This window comes from Streptomyces sp. H27-H1 (assembly GCF_026627445.1).
In the GTDB taxonomy this organism is placed as follows: domain Bacteria; phylum Actinomycetota; class Actinomycetes; order Streptomycetales; family Streptomycetaceae; genus Streptomyces.
Genome location: NZ_JAPNLJ010000066.1, coordinates 16,437 through 34,889, shown reverse-complemented (window position 1 = coordinate 34,889; position 18,453 = coordinate 16,437). Strand labels below are relative to the sequence as shown.

The following is an 18,453-nucleotide window of genomic DNA, read 5'->3' as shown; positions in this document are numbered from 1 at the left end:
TGATAACTATGGTTCCCCTGCTTCTTGTTCTTCTGCTCGTTCTTGTTCTGGCCGGTGCCGGCTTCGCTGTCAAGATCCTTTGGTGGGTCGCGATCGCGGTGCTGGTGATCTGGCTTCTCGGGTTCGTTGCCCGCCCCAAGAGCGGCAGCGGCCGCTGGTATCGCTGGTAGCCGCACCAATCGGCTGGCTGCGGGGGTCCGTCCTCATCGGAGGGCGGACCCCCGCAGCCATGTGCGCGTGCAGCACCCGGCGTGCGCGTCCGGTATTCGAGCTGGCTGGGGGCAGGCGCGCGTCAGCTGGAAGGGGTGCCGTGACGCCGCCGGGAACCGGTTGCCTCCACCGATCGGCTCCCCTTCCGGTGCGTCGAGCCACACCGCGGACCGAAATCGATGGCAGGTGTGTTGATTGCCGCGGACGGGGCAGCCGCTCTTTCATAAAGGCCCGAGACCGGGTCCATAAACAACAGACCGAAGGAGTTGTATTTCATGTCCGACAACATGTGGGGTTACGGCGAGTCCTCCGGGCGTCTGATCGGCGCTGATCTGGTCGGCTACAAGGTCGAGGCGAGCGACGGTTCCATCGGCAAGGTCGACAAGGACTCCGACGAGGTCGGCTCCTCCTACATCGTGGTCGACACCGGCCCGTGGATCTTCGGCAAGGAAGTCCTCCTGCCCGCGGGCACGATCGAGCGGATCGACGCGCAGGAGGAGAAGGTCTACGTCAGCCGGACCAAGGAGCAGATCAAGAACGCCCCGGAGTTCGACAAGGACAAGCACCTCGGCGACCCCGGCTACCACGATCAGGTGGGCACGTACTACGGCACCGGTGGCCCGTACGGAGACCACCGCGTCTGACCCGCCCCGAAACCATGACCGTGAGCGCGCGCACCGGACTTCCGGTGCGCGCGCTCACGGTCGGCGCGGGAGGCTTCGTTCCGTTCCGCCAGCCCGACGGCACCGCACGGCGGTCAGAGGCTTCGTCCCGCCGCTGCACTCCGGTGCCCCAACGCGCTGCGCTTGGGGGACCCGGAGCACAACGGCGCCGTCACCCCCGGACATGGACGGTCAGGACATCGGCAGCCGCGTCCCGAGCCGCGCCTGCAGCTCGACGGCGGCCCGCTGAAGCTGGTCGTCATCGCGGTTGGCGAGACGACCAAGCAGGGCAACGAGTGCGCCGGCCTCGCCGTGAGTGAGGAGCGGCAGCCGGTCGCCGGGCGCATCCATGAGGTCCTCGATTTCGTCCAAAGTCATGCGCAGACAACGGACATCGGGCCGCTGTAGTCACGCCGACACGTAAGAGTGGGGTCGGCAGCAGGGAACGAGCGGAGGAGCCGAGGCGGCCTGTGCCGGCGCTGCCGTCACGGAGGCGGTGGTCGCTTCCAGGCCCACACCGCCGGAACACTGCGCGGTTCCTCACCGCGGGGGCCGGGGACCTCAAGGCGTCAGATCTGCCTGGGCGCCGTTCCGGTACCCGTTCGCACGGGTACCGGAGACGCTCCCCCGTAACGCATCCGATACGAAACGCATCGTTGCGCCATCAGTGTGTGATGCGGGCGCGTAGGTTGTCAACACGAGACGTAGCGTTGCGCTCCGAAGAGTTGGCAGGTGAGCCCACCCGACCCGAGGCCGGAGGGCCGGCAGGGGGTCCAAGCGGTACAGCCCGCAAGCGAGCCCCAGGCACAACGAAACGTAGCGTTGCGTAACGGTACGATCGGTGTTCATGTCCGCCCAACGCAACGAGCAAGCAAGGCAGGCGATCATCGCTGCCGCCTTCCGGCTCTGCGCCTCCACCGGTTTCGCCTCCACCACCATTGAGGCGATCGCCTCGGAGGCCGGGGTCGGCAAGACGACGATCTACCGCTGGTGGCCCTCGAAGGCCGCGATCCTGATCGAAGGCCTGGAAAGCGCCCGGGACTCCTCTGCCGCCTTCCCCGACACCGGCGACATCACGGCAGACCTGCTCACCCAGACCACCAACGTCATGGCGCTCTTCGCGACCGACTTCGGCCTGGTCTGGCGGGGGCTGATCGCATCCGCCCAGTCCGACCAGATCGCCGCTGAAGGCGTCCCACGCATCCTGCGGACCTCCATCGACCAGTGCGTCGCACGCCTGGCCAAAGCGCAAGGAGCCGGCCAGCTCCGCGCGGACCTGGACCTCGAACTAGCCGTCGAGCTCATCTACGGCCCGATCTACCACACCTGGCTCCTGCGAACCCGCCCCGTCCCACCCGACTTCATGCACACCGTACTGACCACCCTCATGCCCGCCCTCACTGCACCAACAAACGAAGCCTGACCCACAACCCCCACCCCTCGCCTCGCCTGACGGCTGGGGAGTGTCAGGGTTTGCAAATCCTTCGGTGCAACTGGGTTGGCTTGTGGGCTCAGATTCAGTTGTTGGTGATACCAACACACACCAGCCCCGGCACGAGTCGATGTCGGGCCCCGGCCTACCCGGGGCCCGTGCCCTCACCCCGCGCTGCCCGGAACCTGTGCCCGCGGGCCGTGCCACGCCAAGCTCGGAGCAGAGGCTCCAGCATCCGAACCGGGCGAGCAACGCACGGCTCTGATCAACGTTCAGGCCGAGCTGCGCGGCCACCGTTTCAGGGTCCTGGTCGCGGGCCTGTCGGGCCGGTGCGCAGCCGGTGCGCTGTTCATGCGGGCTCACCGCCGTGGTGTCCGCGGCGGGGGGACGCTGGGTGGGCACGCTGTCCGTGAACGCGGCGGCCTGAATGAGATAGGCGTCCCGGAACCCACCGGTGCCGATGCTCGCGTCCACGAGCTCGGTGAACGTCCCGGACTCGGCGAGCGGCCGTCCTTCCTGACGTGGATGAGGTCGGCGTGACGCACCGAATGGAGGCGGTGAGTGATCAGCACGATTGTCTGACCAGTCGAGGCCAGAGCACGGATTTGATCGAAAACCCGCTGCTCAGCCACTGCGTCAAGGGCACTCGTCGGCTCGTCGACCACCAGGATCCGGGCACGCTTGGACCAAGCGCGGGCTATCCCACCAGCTGCCACCCTGCCGATGCCGATATTGACCCTGACCGTGAACGGCCAGCGGAAGAACGACTGCGACATGAGGGCGATGCGGGCGAGGATCTGGCTGCGGTCGGCTTTGGCGGCATCGACGCCGTCCCACCAGATCGTGCCGCCGTCCCCGTCAGGCATGTACAGGCCGGTCAGCAGGTCGATCGGGTGGCCGTCGGTCGGTGAGGCGGCCACGCAAGCGCCGGATCTCGGCGGTGGATGGGCAAGCGGGTGACGATGGAGTCGCGCCGTGTCCGCCGGGCCATCGCCGACCGCATCCCGTTCCGGTGGGGGACGGCTGTACCCCTCACGCAGGGCCAGACCGGAACACCGTCGCGTGAGCAAAGCCAGCCCGGCGGGCAGCAGAGGTACGCCCCCGCCGGATCTACGCCGATGGCCATTCGAAAGTGCGACGTGCGTTCGGCGCAGAGTGGCTCGCGGGGCAGGGTACGAGCGCCGTACGGGAGAAGTTCGCATCAGGGCAGGTGAGCTATGGCTAGCAGCAGGGGGCGGAGGGAGTGCCGTACGCGACCTTCCTTGCGGCGGGTGCACTCGCCGAGGGCTGCGGAGACCCCATGGAGCACAATGGGCGCCATGACCCTGCCTGAGACCCACGAGTGCAGCATGTGTTCGCCTGACGCTTCGATCGGAACGACCGTGCACGAGGACCTGGTGGTGGGTGCGCCTTTGTCCATGGAGGATCTCGACGACGCACAGCGCCTGGAACGGTTCGCAGGCAAGTACGCCCACGATCATTGCAAGGTGATCGAGGTCCGCAAGGTGACGTCCGACAGCCTCAGCGGTTTCGCTTGGTCGGTCCGCTTCATCGAGGACTCCGCTGAATGATGCGGTGCGCCGCCAGCCATGGTCGCCGGAACCACGCGCCGTACCCGACCTGTTCCGTGACTGCTGAGCCGGTACGCGGCCATCACAGCGACCTTCCCCCACCCCTGCCGCTGTGGTTCCCCAGGCGAGCTCTAACCGTAGTGTTTCCGGCCGCCGCCCGCGTGGCCCACGGATCTCAGGATCCACATGACCGCTCCGACGACGATCACGGTGCCCTCCGATCTCGCGAGACACTCCCCTCCGCTGTGATCCCGGGCCACGCCACCGCACCGGCGTCATCGGCCAGCAGAACCTCTCCGCCCGAGACTTCGCCACCACCGGCGAGGCCCGTACCGGCTTCTGACTCGACCACCGCTTCCAGGGCCAGGGCTACGGCGCCCAGATGCGGGCTGCCGCCTTGGCCCTCGCCTTCGACGGCCTCGGTGCCACTCGCGTCACGTCCACCGCCTTCGCCGACAGCGCCGCCTCCCGGGCGGTGTCCCGCAAGTTCGGCTACCGCCCCGACGGCGTCCACCGCATCGCCGTCGACGGCCGCCCCACGACGTCCACGAGCAGGTCATAGAGACGGCCGACTGGCGGCCCTGCACGTCTGAGCGGGGCGCCGGTCGGGGCACGGCCCGAGGGCGGCCCGGCCGTGACCGAACCGTCTCCGCCCCGAGGCCCGACCGATCTCGTCGGCGGGTCAGGCGCTTGTTACGTTCTGGCGACAGTCGAATTCGGGGGATCCGCTCATGCCTGCACCTGCCAGACCCGGCCGGGTCCTGTCCGCCGTGGCCGTGGCCGCCGCCTTGCTGGCCGGGTCCACCGGGTGCGACGACAAGGACGGGAGCGCGGCGAAGCCGTCGGCGACCGTCTCGCCCTCGCCTTCCGCGTCGGCGTCGGCGTCGGCGTCGGCATCACCGGAGGCCTCGGTGTCAGCGGAGGCCCCGCCGTCTCCCTCCCCCCCGGCCGCCGCGCCGACGGCCGCCACCGCGTCCGCCACTCCGCCGCCGGCCCCCGCGCCGCCGCCCGCTCCGACCCGGTTGAAGGCCTCGGTCGACACCCGGGGCGGCGGACTCGCCCTGGTACGCGGGGGCGCCGCGCAGGAGTTCACCGTCACCCTGCGGAACGGGAACTCCGCCGCGTACGGGCACCTGCTGGCCGCGTTCCAGATGGAGTTCCTCATCGGCGAACCCGGTGAGAAGCAGGGCCGCGGGCCGGGCTTCGCCCTGGAGCGCTTCGATGCCGCCTCGGGCACCTGGAAGGCGGCTGCCCTGCGCATCGCCAACGATCGCAAGCCCGAGTCCATGTACACGGGCGGCGCCCCGCTCGCGCGCGAGGCCGTGCGCGTCGAGCGCTACCGGCTGCGCGCGACGGCCGGCGGGCCGACCGGCAGCACCCCGCTGATGGTGTACGTCATTGACACGGACGCCGACCGGTCGGCCGCGACCTACCAGTACCTTCCGCACACCACCAGCTAGACCAGGGCGAGAATTGATCTTGCCTCCGAAGCTCCCCCGCGCTCTCACCGGGAACACCGGGACCCTTCCTGCCCTGTCCCTGGGCCCCGTGCTCCCCGGAATCGGCGGCCCCACGCGTGTGCGGCGTTCGACCGGATCCGGCGCTCTCGCGCCACGGCCCGGGAGGGAAGGTCCCGCCAGAGTTCACTCGGTCAGGCTTGCGTAACGGTACCGGCCGGGAGCGTCAGCGCCCGGTCGCGGGGTGCGGGCACCCCTGCAGCGCCGGGCGGTCCTTCGTGCGGACGGCGGGGAGCCACGCTGTGGGGGGTGTGGAGCCGGGCGGGAGGCGGACGTGGAACCAGCGGGTGGACTGCAGATCTGCCTCGTCGATGACGGCCCGGCCCTCGGGCAACTGGCAGTCGACCGCGAGGACGTCGCCGTGCCACACCCGGGACGGTACGACGTTGTCCGCGGTGTACTGGCGCATCGGATCGATCGCCAGGCCCAAACTGCACTGCGGGTCCCGGTCGGCCCGCTCCTGGCAGCCCTTCTCCGCATTGAACACCCGGATCGTGCCGCCCGCCGCGCCCTCCGGGCCGTCCAGTGCGGAAGAGCTCGCCCGTGCCGCGTCCGACCACAGGGTCATACCGGCGATCCCGCAGAACGCGGTGGTGAGCATCGCGGCGCGGGCCCGGCCCCACAGCCGTGCCGCGCCCCTCCCGCGCGCCTCCTGTTCGGCGGTGACGCGGGCGAGCAGGCTCTCTGCGGTGTGCGGGGCACGCGCCGCGTGGGTCGGGGCGAGGCAATCGGCGGCGAGCTGGCGCCAGAACGGCGGCACGGCCTGGTCCATGCGCAGCGGCGCGCGCCCTTCGCCGTACTCCTGGACGGCGGCGCCGCGCGCCATGGGCGTGGCGCCGGAGAACGGGGAGGCGCCGGAGCCGAACACCTCGTGGATGATGATGCCCAGGGCCCAGATGTCGGCACTCGGCCGGACCTTCACGCCCAGCTCCCCGAGGGGTGCCCGCCAGCGCTCGGGCGGAAGGTAGTCCAGGGTGCCCATGGGGGGCGCGTACCCATACGTTCCCGTCATCTGGGTGGCGAGCCCGAAGTCCGAGAGCTTCACGGAACGGCTGCCGTCCAGCAGGACGTTCTCCGGTTTGAGGTCGGCGTGGACCCAACCCGACCGGTGGAGGTGGGCGAGTCCCTCGCAGATCCCCGCGATCAGCCGGGCGCGGTCGGCCTCGGCCACCCCGGCGTCGAGGAGTTCCCGCAGGCTGCCCGCGGCCCGCTCCATGACCAGCACGATCGCGCCGTCCAGGGAGGGGCGGTCCGGTGCCTCTAGGACGAAGGAGTCCAGGAGGCGGATCAACCGCGCGTGCCCGGCCCTGCGTCCCAGTTCGACCTCCCGGCGGGCGGACTCCACGATCCTGCGTGTCTGGCGCGGTGCATACCCGGCGGTCGGCATGATTTTGAGAGCGATGTCGGCGGGTGCCGCGGACGGGTGCGCGGGGGCCCGGCCGGTCCGGTCCGGGCACCGGTCGGCGGGCCGTGCGGCGTAGACCGTGGACCAGCCTCCGGCCCCGATCAGGTCGGTGATCGTCCAGCCTTGCACCCGGTGGCCGGGCGGGAGCGCGTCCGTACCGTCGCATTCCGTGATGTCGCGCAGGGTGCGGGGCGTCGTCATCGCGCGGTCTGCCGCTCCCGCCCGCCGGCCCCCGTCAGGGGTGGCAGCAGCGTCAGGTGCTCCTCGCGTACGAGCCCGAACCGCAGGGCGAGCCCGACGATCTCCTCCCGCTTGCCGTTGCGGCGGTCGCCCTTGCCGTGTTCGCGCGGGTCCGAGGCGCCGATGCGCAGCTTCTCCTCGGCGAGGTAGTCGATGTGCGAGCTGACCGCTCGCGCGGTCAGGGTGGCGCAGGCGAGGTGGCCCCTGAGCCGTTCGACGATCTGGGGCGTGGTGGGGACCGCGACGCGGGACTGGTCGCGCAGGCGCGGTTCGCAGAGCGCGAGGAGTACCAGGAAGTAGGTGGCCGTCTCGTCCAGCGAGTAGGCGGTGACCGTGAGGCGGCCCCAGGGGGCGCCCATGGCCTCCGGGTCCAGGTAGACGTGATCGGGAGCGAACACCTGGAAGGAGACGGGGACGTCGCTGCGGGTGGGCAGCACGACGCGCGAGAACTCGAACGGGACGGGTGCCCCGACCCGGCGGGGCGGGACCCTCAGGTACTCCCCGGCGCCCTCCGGGTTCTCCACGAGGTAGCTGTGGGTGGTGCTGTGGTTTGTCAACTGCCAGTGGTCGTCGGTCACGCGGATCTCCCCGGCGAGCCGCGAGATCGCCGCGTCGGCGAGGCGTAGCTCCACGGGGATCTTCGCGGATCCGCGTCCGAAGCGGGCGACTTCGCCCGGTCCGAGCCGTAACGTCACCGCATCGCCGTACGGTTCGCCTCCGTCGGCGCCACTACACCCCTGCGGCAGATGGACGACTACCCCGCTCACCGCTCCCCCCGTTCCACGCGTCGTGCCGGACCGACGAGTGGAACAATACTCATCTCTCAAGGGAGTTCATCGGCGCACTTCAGCCACTTCGGCCGGGACGGCCCGTCGGGTCGGACAGCCAGCACCGGCTGCCCCGGGAGGCTCTCCGAGCCCCCTTGCCGGGAGGCTCTCCGACCCTCTCCTCGCGGGCGGCTCCCCCTGTGTCCCCGGTCACTCCGGCCCTCGTGCGGTGATGGCGGTTTGGGGTCGTTTTCGACTCTCTGGCGAGCGGTTCGGGAGAAATTGTCGTGCCGCGGCGAGCGAGCGCGGCATACCGCCACCGCGGGCGGCTGTGCGGGACCGGCCCTTTCGCCCCCGGTCGCAGACGTCGCGTACGGGACCTGCCGGGGTGGGGAAGGTCACCGTGCCCGGGGGGGCACGGCCCCGCGGAAGCGCCCTTTCGCCCCTTTCACGTGGCGCGATCCGCACTCCGGGTTCAGAGTGCGGGACGGCCCGATACGACGGGTGCGACCGTCCGGTCGCCGAAGGCCGTCCACGGCCGCCACCCGCCGCTCGGCCGATCCTGGACGCGGGTGCGCATCCTGCCTTCGGTGGTGACGGCGAAGACGTGCGTGCGCCCGGTGGGATCGGACGCGACGGCGGGCGTGGCGGCGAGCCTGATCCCGGGCTCCCCGAACTCCCCGCTGGAAGCCCAGCTTCCACCGGGGACGGTCTGCCAGCGGTGGCCGAGCCGGACGCCGCCGGGCGTCAGCGAGAACGCCTCGAGGCGGCCGTCGGCGTTGGCGGCGAACACGGGGGCGGCGGCGCTCCAGCCGAACATCGGCAGCCACTCCTCCCAGCCTCCGTTCGGCACGGACTGCCGCCGGCCGAAGGTTCCCACGCCCGACGGTCCGATCGCGGCGACGGTGAGCCGGCCGCTGCCGTCCCCGGCCACGCGCGGCGCGGCGCCGGACGCGGTGCCGAAACGCTGCCACGCGGGGGTCCAGGCGCCGCCCGGGGTCTCCTGCCACCGGTGGAAGATCCCGGCGCCACCGGGAGCGAGGGCGAAGACCTCGAGCCGGCCGTCGGCGTTGGCCGCGACCACCGGTGGCGCGCCCGCGGCGCCGCCGAAGCCCGCCTCCCACGGGTCCCAGGCCCGGGATCCCGGTGCCGCTTGCCGCCGCCGGGCGACGGACGCGCCGCCGGGGCTCAGGGCGAACGCCTCCAGCCTGCCGTCGGCGTCGCGGGCAACGGCGGGGGCAGCGCCGGCCGGCCCGCCGAACTCCTCCCAGTCGTACCAGCCGCCGTCCGGCCGCTGGGCCCGGTGGTGCAGGTTGGCTCCCTCCGGGGCGAGCGAGAACACCTCGAGCGCGCCGCCGGCGTTGCGGCCGAGCGTGGGCACCGCACCGGCCGGCCCGCCGAACGTCTCCCACGGCGACCAGGTGCCGGTGTCCGGGTCGAGCTGGACGCGCCGGAGCATCGAGTGGTCGGAGGCGTCGAGCGCGAACACCGTGAGGCGGCCGGTGGCGTCGAGTCCGGCCACCGGGTTGTCCGCGCTCTGCCACGGTGGTGGTGTGTCCCGCCACTGAAGGGGCGCCACGTGCAGCCCTTGACGGAACCAGCCCGCGGCGCTGGCGTACCAGGCCTCCCCGTCCGCGATCACCTCCACGGCGTGACCGGCCACGTGGCCCGCGTACCCGGCGAGGTCGAAGTGGAAGGGATCCGGGGACGCCAGCACGTCCGTACCCTCGTAGCCGCCCCTCGGACCGATGAACAGGTAGTACCAGCCGTCCCGTTCGACGACGTACGGCGACTCGGTGACCGAGACGGTCGCGTACGTGGTCGCGTCGGTGAACGCGACGCCCGGCTCGCTCCAGTGCACCAGGTCGGCGGAGCGCCTGTGGGCCACGACGTGCCGGCCGCCCGGGCGCGAGAGTTCCGTGTAGTACATGACCCACTCGCCGCCGGCCCGCAGCACCATCGGGTCGCGGGCCGCGATCCCGCGGAACAGCGGGCCGGACGGCTCACGCGTCCAGGTGAACAGATCGTCCGACGTGGCGAGGCTGATCGCGGCGCCGCTCGCGCCGCCACCCGCGTAGAACATCCAGAACCTGCCGCCGGCCTCGATGACATGCGGGGCCCACAGGTGCTCCTCGCCGTGATAGCCCGGGTCGACGGTCAGCGCGTCGGCGTGGGTGGTCCAGGGGCCGTACGGGGCGGCCGCTGAGGCGTGCGCGAAGGAGACCTCCGCGGCACTGTCCGGTGCCTCGCCGGGCGCCGCGCTGTTCCCGACGATGCTGAACAGGTGCCACCGGCCGTTCGCCCTGATCAGGGTGTGGTCGTTGAGGTAGCGGCGCCGGCCTGGCGTGGAGGGGTCGTAGACGTGGGTGAAGGAACCGGCGCCCACCCACTGGGACGCCGGACCTGGGACGGAGGCCGCTACCGCGGCACGGCCCGGGAGCGGGAGCGCGAGGGCTCCCGCTCCGGCCGCGCGCAGCAGGTGGCGCCTGCTGAACGGATGCACGGGAAGGCTCCAGAGGAACGTTTACTGTCAGTTGATCGCGGGTCCGGCGGTGTCCTTGAGCCAGCCCCACTGGGACCAGGTGGAGAAGCCGGTCTGCCAGCGGTGGTAGACCCCGGTGGGATTGGTCCCGAAGACCTCGATGCGGCCGTCGGCATTGGCCACAGCGGTGATCTCCGTGCCACCGGAACCGAAGGACTCCCACTGCCCGTAAGGGGTGTTCACCCCGCTCTGCCACATGTGCTGGGCATCGCTGCCGTTGAGAGCGAACACCTCGACCCGCCCGTCCACCGTGCGCTGACTCGTCAGCTGCGAGTTCGCCAGACCACCGGTCTCCTGCCAGCCCGACCAGCTGGTGGAGCTGGTCTGGTACCGGTGGAAGACGCCGACGGGCCCGGAGGCGAACACTTCGAGCCGGCCGTCCAGATTGTGATCGACGGTCAGGTCATGACCACCGATACCGAAGCCCTCCCAGGACGACCAACCACCGTTCACGGACGTCTGGTACAGATGCTCGAAGACCTCACCGTTGAGGGCGAACACCTCAAGCCGGCCGTCCGGCGCCTTCGCCAGCTCGATACGGCTCTTCCCCGGGCCGCCGCCAGTCCCCTCCCAGCCCGACCAGCCACTGTTGGCGGCCGTCTGGAACCGGTGGAACACGTCCTCGGGACCGGAGGCGAAGACCTCAAGCCGTCCGTCGCCATTGGAGCCCACAGCGATGTCACGGCCACCCTCGCCGAAGTCCTCCCAACCCGACCAGCCACCGGAGAGCTGAGTCTGGTACCGGTGCTGAAGGATCCGGCCGTTGATCGCGAACACTTCCAGCCGGCCGTCGGCGTTCGGCCCGATCGCCAGCTCCGCTCCCTCGGGACCAGCGATGAACTCCCACGCCGACCAAACGCCGTTGACACCCTCCTGCCACGCATGGTGCACACCATCGGCCCCCGCCGCGAACACCTCAAGACGCCCATCCACCGACCGCGCCGACACCACACGACCCGACTCCGCGGGATACACCAACGGCGCGGGACCAGGCCCGGGGTGGCCAAGGCGGTCCACAGCGGCGCGCGCCGTGTCCATGTGCCGCTGATGGTGGCCCTGGTTGTAGGTGGACCAAGGGCTCCAGTCCGTGCCCCCGGCGGATATCCGGAAGGTCTCGTTCGCATTGCACTGCGCGTCGTAGGCACAGGCGTCGCTGACTTCGGCGTGCCAGTAGTCGTTGATCTGCCACAGACCGCGGTCGGTGGACGGGGGCGTGTTGTTCGTGACGTTGTACGCCTCCGGATTACAGCTGGACTCCGCCAGGGCGACGGCGACGGCGGTTACCAGGCTCTCGCCCCGGAAGCCCGCGTTGTACCCGACCTCCGCACACAGGCCGCTCGCGGCGGCGGCTGGCTGTGTGGCGCCGACCATGATTCCCGCCGCCACACACAGGGAGACGAACGCGGACAGAATGACGCGGTGGGGCGCTCTTCGAGCGCGCTGCGTGGCTCTCATCTGGCTTCTCCTCAGTTGATCGCGGGTCCGGCGGTGTCCTTGAGCCAGCCCCACTGGGACCAGGTGGAGAAGCCGGTCTGCCAGCGGTGGTAGACCCCGGTGGGATTGGTCCCGAAGACCTCGATGCGGCCGTCGGCATTGGCCACAGCGGTGATCTCCGTGCCACCGGAACCGAAGGACTCCCACTGCCCGTAAGCGGTGTTCACCCCGCTCTGCCACATGTGCTGGGCATCGCTGCCGTTGAGAGCGAACACCTCGACCCGCCCGTCCACCGTGCGCTGACTCGTCAGCTGCGAGTTCGCCAGACCACCGGTCTCCTGCCAGCCCGACCAGCTGGTGGAGCTGGTCTGGTACCGGTGGAAGACGCCGACGGGCCCGGAGGCGAACACTTCGAGCCGGCCGTCCAGATTGTGATCGACGGTCAGGTCATGACCACCGATACCGAAGCCCTCCCAGGACGACCAACCACCGTTCACGGACGTCTGGTACAGATGCTCGAAGACCTCACCGTTGAGGGCGAACACCTCAAGCCGGCCGTCCGGCGCCTTCGCCAGCTCGATACGGCTCTTCCCCGGGCCGCCGCCAGTCCCCTCCCAGCCCGACCAGCCACTGTTGGCGGCCGTCTGGAACCGGTGGAACACGTCCTCGGGACCGGAGGCGAAGACCTCAAGCCGTCCGTCGCCATTGGAGCCCACAGCGATGTCACGGCCACCCTCGCCGAAGTCCTCCCAACCCGACCAGCCACCGGAGAGCTGAGTCTGGTACCGGTGCTGAAGGATCCGGCCGTTGATCGCGAACACTTCCAGCCGGCCGTCGGCGTTCGGCCCGATCGCCAGCTCCGCTCCCTCGGGACCAGCGATGAACTCCCACGCCGACCAAACGCCGTTGACACCCTCCTGCCACGCATGGTGCACACCATCGGCCCCCGCCGCGAACACCTCAAGACGCCCATCCACCGACCGCGCCGACACCACCCGACCCGACTCCGCGGGATACACCAACGGCGCGGGACCAGGCTGACTGCCGGGTATGCAGGGCATGTCGATGCCACGTTCCGTCAGATAGGGAACCGGGTCGACACGCACGGACGCGCCCGCGTTCCCCCAGACCCGAAGGTGGAGATGAGGCCCGCTGGACTGGCCCTCGCTGCCCATCAGCGCGATCTGCTGCCCGGCGCTCACACGGTCGCCCTCCTGGACATCCCGCTGGTACATGTGGCCGTACTCGGTGATGGTGCCGTCGGGGTGCAGAATGCGGATCCACTGCCCGTAGCCGGGTTCGTATCCCGAGATGGTCACCTCGCCGTCGCCGACCGCGTAGATCGGGGTGCCGTGGTCATTGGCTATGTCGATGCCGTTGTGCTCCCAGCTGTAGTACTGGGAGATGTCGCCGGCCGCCGGGCAGGCGGCGGCGAAGCCGGCGGCCCGGGCCGGGACCGGGGAGGAATCGGTCTGCGCCCCGGCCGGTGAGGCGACGGCGAGCCCCGGTGCGAGGACCACGGTCAGCGCGAGAAGAAGCCCGAACACCCGCCCGGGCAGCTGCCCGGACATGCCTCGGGAAAGGACGGACATCATGCGAGGTCTCCCCGTCACGCCTTGCGCAGGCGGTCGATGACGCCGTTGATGTCGTCCTGCAGCAAATTCCGGCGGACCCAGTGGCCGCCGTCCACCTCATGCTGCTCGTAAGGGATTCCCGCGCGGTCGAGGTTCCACTTGAACTCCCGCTGGGTGGCGAGCACCAGGGTCTCGTTGGCGTAACCCTGGATGTCCTGGGGGCTGGTGCCGGCGACCAGGAAGACCCGCTTGTGCCGGTAGCTCTCGATGCGCTCGCACGGGTTGTCCGCGCTGACCCGGGCCTGGTCCCAGAAGGGCACGCCGTAGATGCTGCCGCCGTTCAGTTCCACGGCGGCGGAGGAGGCGTTGGCCCAGTGGGTCACCAGGTCACCATTGCCCCCGCGCAGGTTGGCCGGGCCGGAGTGGGCGCTGACCGAGGCGAAGTGACCGTAGTACTTGGCCGCGTACTTCAGGGCGCCGAAGCCGCCCATGGAGAACCCGGAGACGGCACGGCCGTCGTACTCGGCGTAGGTGCGGAAGTTCGCGTCGATCCACGGGATCAGCTGCCCGATGTGGAAGTGCTCCCAGTTCCGGGCGCCGATATTGGAGCTCAGCGCGTTGGAGTACCAGCCGGCGCGCCCGCCGTCGGGCATCACGACGATGAGGTCCTTCCAGGCGGTCAGACCCCGGATGTCGTGGAACCGGTCGAAGGTGATGAAGTCCTCCAGGCCACCGTGGAGCAGGTAGAGGACGGGGTAGCGGCGCCCGCTGGTGTGGTAGCCGTCGGGGAGCAGCACGTTGACGGCCGGGGTCCAGCCGCCGATGGCGGAGGTCTGGAACCGGTAGTACCACATCCGGTGATCCTGCTCGTTGCGTTCCGTGATGTGCAGGTCGGGGCCGTCGCCGACCGCCGAGGCCGCCGACGCAGACGCGAGAACGCCGCCGGCTCCGAGGGCCACCGCGGCGGTGAGCCCGCCGACGGACTTGAGGATGCTCCTGCGGGTGGGGTCCTGCGTGGTCAAGGTGACCTCCTGTGGGCGAGCTGACTGAGGATCCGGCTGCCGTCCCAGCGGCACCGGCGGTTCGGAGGCTAGCGATCCCCGCCCGGGAGGAGTATCCGGAACCTTACGGGCTGACAGAACCGGCTCGCGTCCTCTAGGGCCTGTGTGATGTCGGGCAGGCAACTCGCCGATGTTCAGTGGAAGTTCATCGAACCGTAGCTGCCGATCGGTAGGAGGTACGGCCCGTACCCGGAGCGGTTGCGGGAGCAGTTCGAGGGAGCGATCCGGCGGTCCGCTCCAGTGCGCAGTGGCGGGAGACGCCTGCGAGTTCGGCCCCTGGGCTCGGTCCCCGGGCGGGCTCACCGCCTCCACCTCCGCGCCGCAATGATCTGGATCGACGACCTGATCAAGACCGCCGCATGATCACAACATCACACAAGCCCTATGCCTGACGGGCCTGACGGGCCTGACGGGCCTGACGGGCCTGACGGGCCTGACGGGCCTGACGGGCCTGACGGGCTAAGCATCGCGAGCCTTAGCGGGAGGGGCCGCGGGTGACCATCCGTAATTCTCCGGATCCCCGGGCCATGTCCCTCTCGGTAGCTTTCAGCGCGATCACACTGTGACCCGGCGCGACTGCGGCGGGTCCCTTTCCGTAAGTGCCTCGTACCGCTACCGACCAGGAGCCCGTTGTGAGCGCACACCATCCCTCCCGCAGAGCGCTCCTCAGAGCCGCCGGTGGACTTTCGGCTGCGATATCCCTCGCAGGCGCAAACGTCCTCGCGACGGGATCCGGGGCCAGTGCCGCCGGGAACGGCATCGGTCTCCGCTCCGCCCAGCCCATCCAGTCGGACGTGGGCGGCCCGATCACCCGCGACGAGATCCTTCTCCGCGCCCAGCACTGGGTGGATCTGAACGTCTACTACAACCAGGACGACTCCCACCCGGACCTGGAAGGCAGGCACTACCGCACCGACTGCTCGGGCTTCGTCTCCATGGCACTGCACTTGCCCTGGTCCCCCAGTACGGTCACCCTGCCCGAGTTCCTGGACCTGATCGCCTGGGAGGACCTGAAGCCCGGTGACGCCGTCGGCACTCTCGGGCCGGGAACCGGCGGCGACGCGGGACATGTCGTGCTGTTCGCCGGCTGGGCCAACCACGAGCACACGCGCTTCTTCACCATGGAGGAGATGGGCGGGGCGGGGTCCGTCAGATACGAGCGGCCGATCAACTACACCACGAGTGGGGGCCTGTTCACCGCCAGTCCGTACCGCTACAAGAGGGTTGCCGAGGTTCCCTCTCACCACGCCGTCAGCCCGGCTGAGACGGGCCGTGTGGTGTCGGCACGGTCGGCCGACGGCCGGCTGGAAACCTTCGCGGCCGGAGCTGACGGGGTGTACCACGCCTGGCAGACCGAGGTGAACGGCGGCTGGTCGGCCTGGCGGCCGCTCGGCGGTCCGCGAAACGCGCAGATGACGATCGTGCCCAACGCCGACGGTCGGCTGGAGCTGCTGGCGATCAACGCCGATATGGCCCAGCACATCTATCAGACCGGCCCGTCCAGGGACTGGTCCGGCTGGCAGGGATTCGGCACCGGTGGTCGGTATGTCGCCGCCGGAGCGAATGCCGACGGCCGCATCGAGGTCTTCGCTTCCGGCTCGAAGGGCGTGTACCACAGATACCAGACCGCGCCGAACGCCGGCTGGTCGGGCTGGGAATTCACTGGTGGTGGTCCCGTCGACGCCCGTCTGGAAATGGGGAAGTCCCCCGAGGGGCGCCTTGAGGTATTCGCTCTCAACGGCACGGTTTTCGAGCACCAATACCAGCTCGCCCCCAGCGGTGGTTGGTCCGCATGGGAACATTTCGGAGGCGGCGGCCACGATCTGACGGTGGACCACAATGCCGACGGGCGTCTTGAGGTATTCGCCTCCGGACCGGAGGCTATTTTCCACCGATATCAGGAAAGCCCCGCCTCCTGGTCAGGCTGGGTAAGAACCGGCGGCCCGGCCAACTCGAACCTCACCAGCGAGCGCACCGCCGACGGCCGGGTGGAGGTTTTCGCGATCAGCAATGAGATCGCCGTCCACGCCTGGCAGGCCGGGATCAACGCCCCCTTCAGTGACTGGGTCACCATCGGCACCGGCGGCACAGACATCACCGCCGCCACCAACGCCGACGGCCGCATCGAGGTCTTCGGGACCAGCCATGCGGGCGTCTACCACACCTGGCAGACCGGCTTCTCCGACTGGGCTCATTGGGCGTGGCTTAACGGCCCCGGCCCCGCGATCAACTGACAGTGGTGGGCGGCGGGGCCGGGGCATCGCCTGGAGCTCCGGCCCCGCACACTTCGCTTCATGCGCTCCGGTTCACTGCTGGCCGGTAGGTGCCCCTTTCAGCGACGCCCGGGGAAGAGGTTGCTCTCCGGCAGGTTCCCCGGTCCGCGTCCGGTGCGGATCTTGGAGTCGCCCTCCCGGAAAGTGCGGTCGCGGACGTGGTGCAGAGGTTCTCGATCTTCCAGGCGCCAAGGTCGCCGTGTTCAGCCCGGACGGGCACCTCCTCGCCTTCGGGAAAGGCGACGGCCACATCGTGCTGTAGAACGGCGATCGGCTCAACTTGGCGATCTGCGAACGGCCGTACGGCTGGCCGAGGACATCTCCACCGCACTCGACGAACAGAACGTCGTCGTCCCGGGCACCGACGCGGCCGCACTGATCGTCCACAGCCTCGCCAGTTCCCTCCAAGCGGTGCCTTGACCAGCGTAAACTCCTCGCCGTAGGGATCGGGGACCTCCTGGAGACCCACCCTCTTTCCCAGGTCCTGATCTCCGTGCCCGGCATCGGGATCAGTACCGCGGCCCGCATCCCCATCGACGTCGGAGGCGGCAGCGGCTTCGCCACCGCCGGCCACCTCGCCGCGTTCGCCTCCTGCTCCCAGGCCGAGTCACGCGCCTACTACGACCGAAAGCGACGAGAAGGAGAACACCACATCGCCTTTCTGCCGGGCGGCTTCCTACTCCTGCGCGGCTTCTTCCAGGGCCTCCATGAGGTGCCTGCTGACGCGCATCCCCGCGGCGTCATGGTGGGTGCGGACCGCTGTGGAGTCCATTTTGACCAGCGACAAGTCTGTTCTTCCCGTTGCGGGCACCCTTGGTGGTCAGGCTTTTCAGCAGGGCGGTGAAGACACCGGCGTTCGGCCAGACGCGGAAGCGTTCGCAGACGGTGGCCGAGCCCAGGGGCCGAACTCGCAGGCATCTCCCGCCACTGCGCACTGGAGCGGACCGCCGAATCACCCCCTCGAACTGCTCCCGCAACCGCTCCGGGTACGGGCCGTACCTACCGATCGGCAGCTACGGCTCGATGAACTTCCACTGAGCATTGGCGAGTCGCCTGCGCGCCACGATCACAGTCCAGTCCTACCGGGTTCACCCGCGAAGGGGGCAGAGCCCGGCAACTGATCACGACATCACACAGGCCCTCTGTCACTCCGGATAGTTCCGGGTGCCCTGCCCCCTCCCTCGACTCCTAGTTTGTGGCCCAGCCAGTCCCACGGACACGAAGGAGACGACGGATCACATGCGCGTCACGAGAACACTTCTGCTCGGCGGGGCCCTTGCCCTCGCCTCCCTCACCCCGGTGACCGGCGCCCTGGCCGCCACCTCCGGCCCTGTCGGCCAGGCGAGGACGTACGACGACGTCCAGTCCTTCCAGAACCAGGCCACGAGCCGGTGCATGGACGACACCAGCAACGGCTTCCGCACCTGGAGCTGCAACGGCTCGAATCCGCAGCAGTGGAGCGTGCACGTCTGGGGTGACGGAACGCGCCAGTTGATGAACATCAACACCGGCCGCTGCATCGAGGACACCAACAGCGGCTTCCGCACCGCGGTCTGCAACTCCAGCCCGGAGCAGAGCTGGTGGATCAAGGTCTGGGACGACGGCACCGTCCGCTTCCAGAACCAGCACACCTCGCGCTGCATCGACGACAGCTCCCAGGGCTTCCGTACCTGGGCGTGCAACAGCCTTCCGTACCAGAGCTGGTCCTGAGCCCGATGGCGACGCACGTCGAAGCCCCTCCCTTTCCGGCAATTACGGCAATTAC

Annotated in this window: 15 protein-coding genes and 4 pseudogenes; 11 read left to right on the top strand and 8 right to left on the bottom strand. The window is 69.8% G+C overall.

Features of this window, described 5'->3' with window-relative positions; genetic code table 11:
* Positions 1 to 8 precede the first annotated feature (8 nt).
* Positions 9 to 170: a hydrophobic protein gene (locus tag OTB20_RS37900; protein WP_267824488.1), complete on the top strand. Its 162-nt coding sequence runs from the start codon at positions 9 to 11 to the stop codon at positions 168 to 170.
* A gap of 315 nt (positions 171 to 485) precedes the next feature.
* Positions 486 to 854, top strand: a complete 369-nt coding sequence (locus tag OTB20_RS37895) for a PRC-barrel domain-containing protein (protein WP_267824487.1) — start codon at positions 486 to 488, stop codon at positions 852 to 854.
* Between the two features lie 210 nt (positions 855 to 1,064).
* Here the strand turns inward: OTB20_RS37895 and OTB20_RS37890 are convergent, their stop codons facing one another.
* Positions 1,065 to 1,250, bottom strand: a complete 186-nt coding sequence (locus OTB20_RS37890; RefSeq protein WP_267824486.1) for a hypothetical protein — start codon at positions 1,248 to 1,250, stop codon at positions 1,065 to 1,067.
* A gap of 469 nt (positions 1,251 to 1,719) precedes the next feature.
* On the opposite strand from OTB20_RS37890, the gene OTB20_RS37885 reads away from it, so the two are divergent.
* The 5 genes and pseudogenes from OTB20_RS37885 to OTB20_RS37865 all read left to right on the top strand — a co-directional run bounded on the left by OTB20_RS37885 (position 1,720) and on the right by OTB20_RS37865 (position 5,335).
* Positions 1,720 to 2,295: a TetR/AcrR family transcriptional regulator gene (locus OTB20_RS37885; protein WP_267824485.1), complete on the top strand. Its 576-nt coding sequence runs from the start codon at positions 1,720 to 1,722 to the stop codon at positions 2,293 to 2,295.
* A gap of 530 nt (positions 2,296 to 2,825) precedes the next feature.
* Positions 2,826 to 3,215 carry a hypothetical protein gene (locus tag OTB20_RS42970; RefSeq protein WP_420716575.1) on the top strand — a complete coding sequence of 130 codons (390 nt, stop codon included), beginning with the start codon at positions 2,826 to 2,828 and terminating at the stop codon, positions 3,213 to 3,215.
* Positions 3,216 to 3,623: 408 nt separating this feature from the next.
* Positions 3,624 to 3,875 carry a hypothetical protein gene (locus tag OTB20_RS37875; protein WP_267824484.1) on the top strand — a complete coding sequence of 84 codons (252 nt, stop codon included), beginning with the start codon at positions 3,624 to 3,626 and terminating at the stop codon, positions 3,873 to 3,875.
* A gap of 358 nt (positions 3,876 to 4,233) precedes the next feature.
* A pseudogene (locus OTB20_RS37870) lies at positions 4,234 to 4,437 on the top strand (GNAT family N-acetyltransferase); the annotation flags it as partial.
* Positions 4,438 to 4,606: 169 nt separating this feature from the next.
* Positions 4,607 to 5,335 carry a hypothetical protein gene (locus OTB20_RS37865; protein WP_267824483.1) on the top strand — a complete coding sequence of 243 codons (729 nt, stop codon included), beginning with the start codon at positions 4,607 to 4,609 and terminating at the stop codon, positions 5,333 to 5,335.
* A 223-nt stretch (positions 5,336 to 5,558) separates the two neighbouring features.
* Here OTB20_RS37865 and OTB20_RS37860 read toward each other — a convergent pair whose 3' ends face one another.
* From OTB20_RS37860 to OTB20_RS37835, 6 genes are all read right to left on the bottom strand, one after another.
* Complete coding sequence (locus OTB20_RS37860; protein ID WP_267824482.1) at positions 5,559 to 6,998, bottom strand: serine/threonine-protein kinase; 1,440 nt, start codon at positions 6,996 to 6,998, stop codon at positions 5,559 to 5,561.
* Complete coding sequence (locus tag OTB20_RS37855; RefSeq protein WP_267824481.1) at positions 6,995 to 7,804, bottom strand: serine/threonine protein kinase; 810 nt, start codon at positions 7,802 to 7,804, stop codon at positions 6,995 to 6,997. Before OTB20_RS37855 ends, OTB20_RS37860 begins: the two co-directional genes overlap by 4 nt.
* 475 nt (positions 7,805 to 8,279) lie before the next feature.
* Positions 8,280 to 10,307, bottom strand: a complete 2,028-nt coding sequence (locus tag OTB20_RS37850; RefSeq protein ID WP_267824480.1) for a family 43 glycosylhydrolase — start codon at positions 10,305 to 10,307, stop codon at positions 8,280 to 8,282.
* Between the two features lie 27 nt (positions 10,308 to 10,334).
* On the bottom strand, positions 10,335 to 11,801 hold the full coding sequence (locus OTB20_RS37845; protein WP_267824479.1) for a hypothetical protein: 1,467 nt from the start codon (positions 11,799 to 11,801) through the stop codon (positions 10,335 to 10,337).
* Positions 11,802 to 11,812: 11 nt separating this feature from the next.
* On the bottom strand, positions 11,813 to 13,351 hold the full coding sequence (locus OTB20_RS37840) for a peptidoglycan DD-metalloendopeptidase family protein (protein ID WP_420716576.1): 1,539 nt from the start codon (positions 13,349 to 13,351) through the stop codon (positions 11,813 to 11,815).
* Positions 13,352 to 13,389: 38 nt separating this feature from the next.
* Complete coding sequence (locus OTB20_RS37835) at positions 13,390 to 14,376, bottom strand: alpha/beta hydrolase (protein ID WP_267824477.1); 987 nt, start codon at positions 14,374 to 14,376, stop codon at positions 13,390 to 13,392.
* A 198-nt stretch (positions 14,377 to 14,574) separates the two neighbouring features.
* Between OTB20_RS37835 and OTB20_RS37830 the strand changes: the two are divergent.
* From OTB20_RS37830 to OTB20_RS42965, 3 genes and pseudogenes are all read left to right on the top strand, one after another.
* Positions 14,575 to 14,698: pseudogene (locus OTB20_RS37830) on the top strand (transposase); the annotation flags it as partial.
* Positions 14,699 to 15,047: 349 nt separating this feature from the next.
* The gene (locus tag OTB20_RS37825; protein WP_267824476.1) at positions 15,048 to 16,649 is read left to right on the top strand and encodes a hypothetical protein; all 1,602 of its coding nucleotides are present in this window, start codon (positions 15,048 to 15,050) and stop codon (positions 16,647 to 16,649) included.
* A gap of 532 nt (positions 16,650 to 17,181) precedes the next feature.
* Positions 17,182 to 17,226: pseudogene (locus OTB20_RS42965) on the top strand (hypothetical protein); the annotation flags it as partial.
* Between the two features lie 141 nt (positions 17,227 to 17,367).
* Here the strand turns inward: OTB20_RS42965 and OTB20_RS37815 are convergent.
* Positions 17,368 to 17,701 (bottom strand): annotated as a pseudogene (locus OTB20_RS37815) (transposase); the annotation flags it as partial.
* 226 nt (positions 17,702 to 17,927) lie between these two features.
* Here OTB20_RS37815 and OTB20_RS37810 point away from each other — a divergent pair.
* A complete protein-coding gene (locus OTB20_RS37810) occupies positions 17,928 to 18,398 on the top strand; it encodes an RICIN domain-containing protein (protein ID WP_267824475.1) in 471 nt (156 codons plus the stop codon).
* The last annotated feature ends 55 nt before the right edge of the window (positions 18,399 to 18,453 follow it).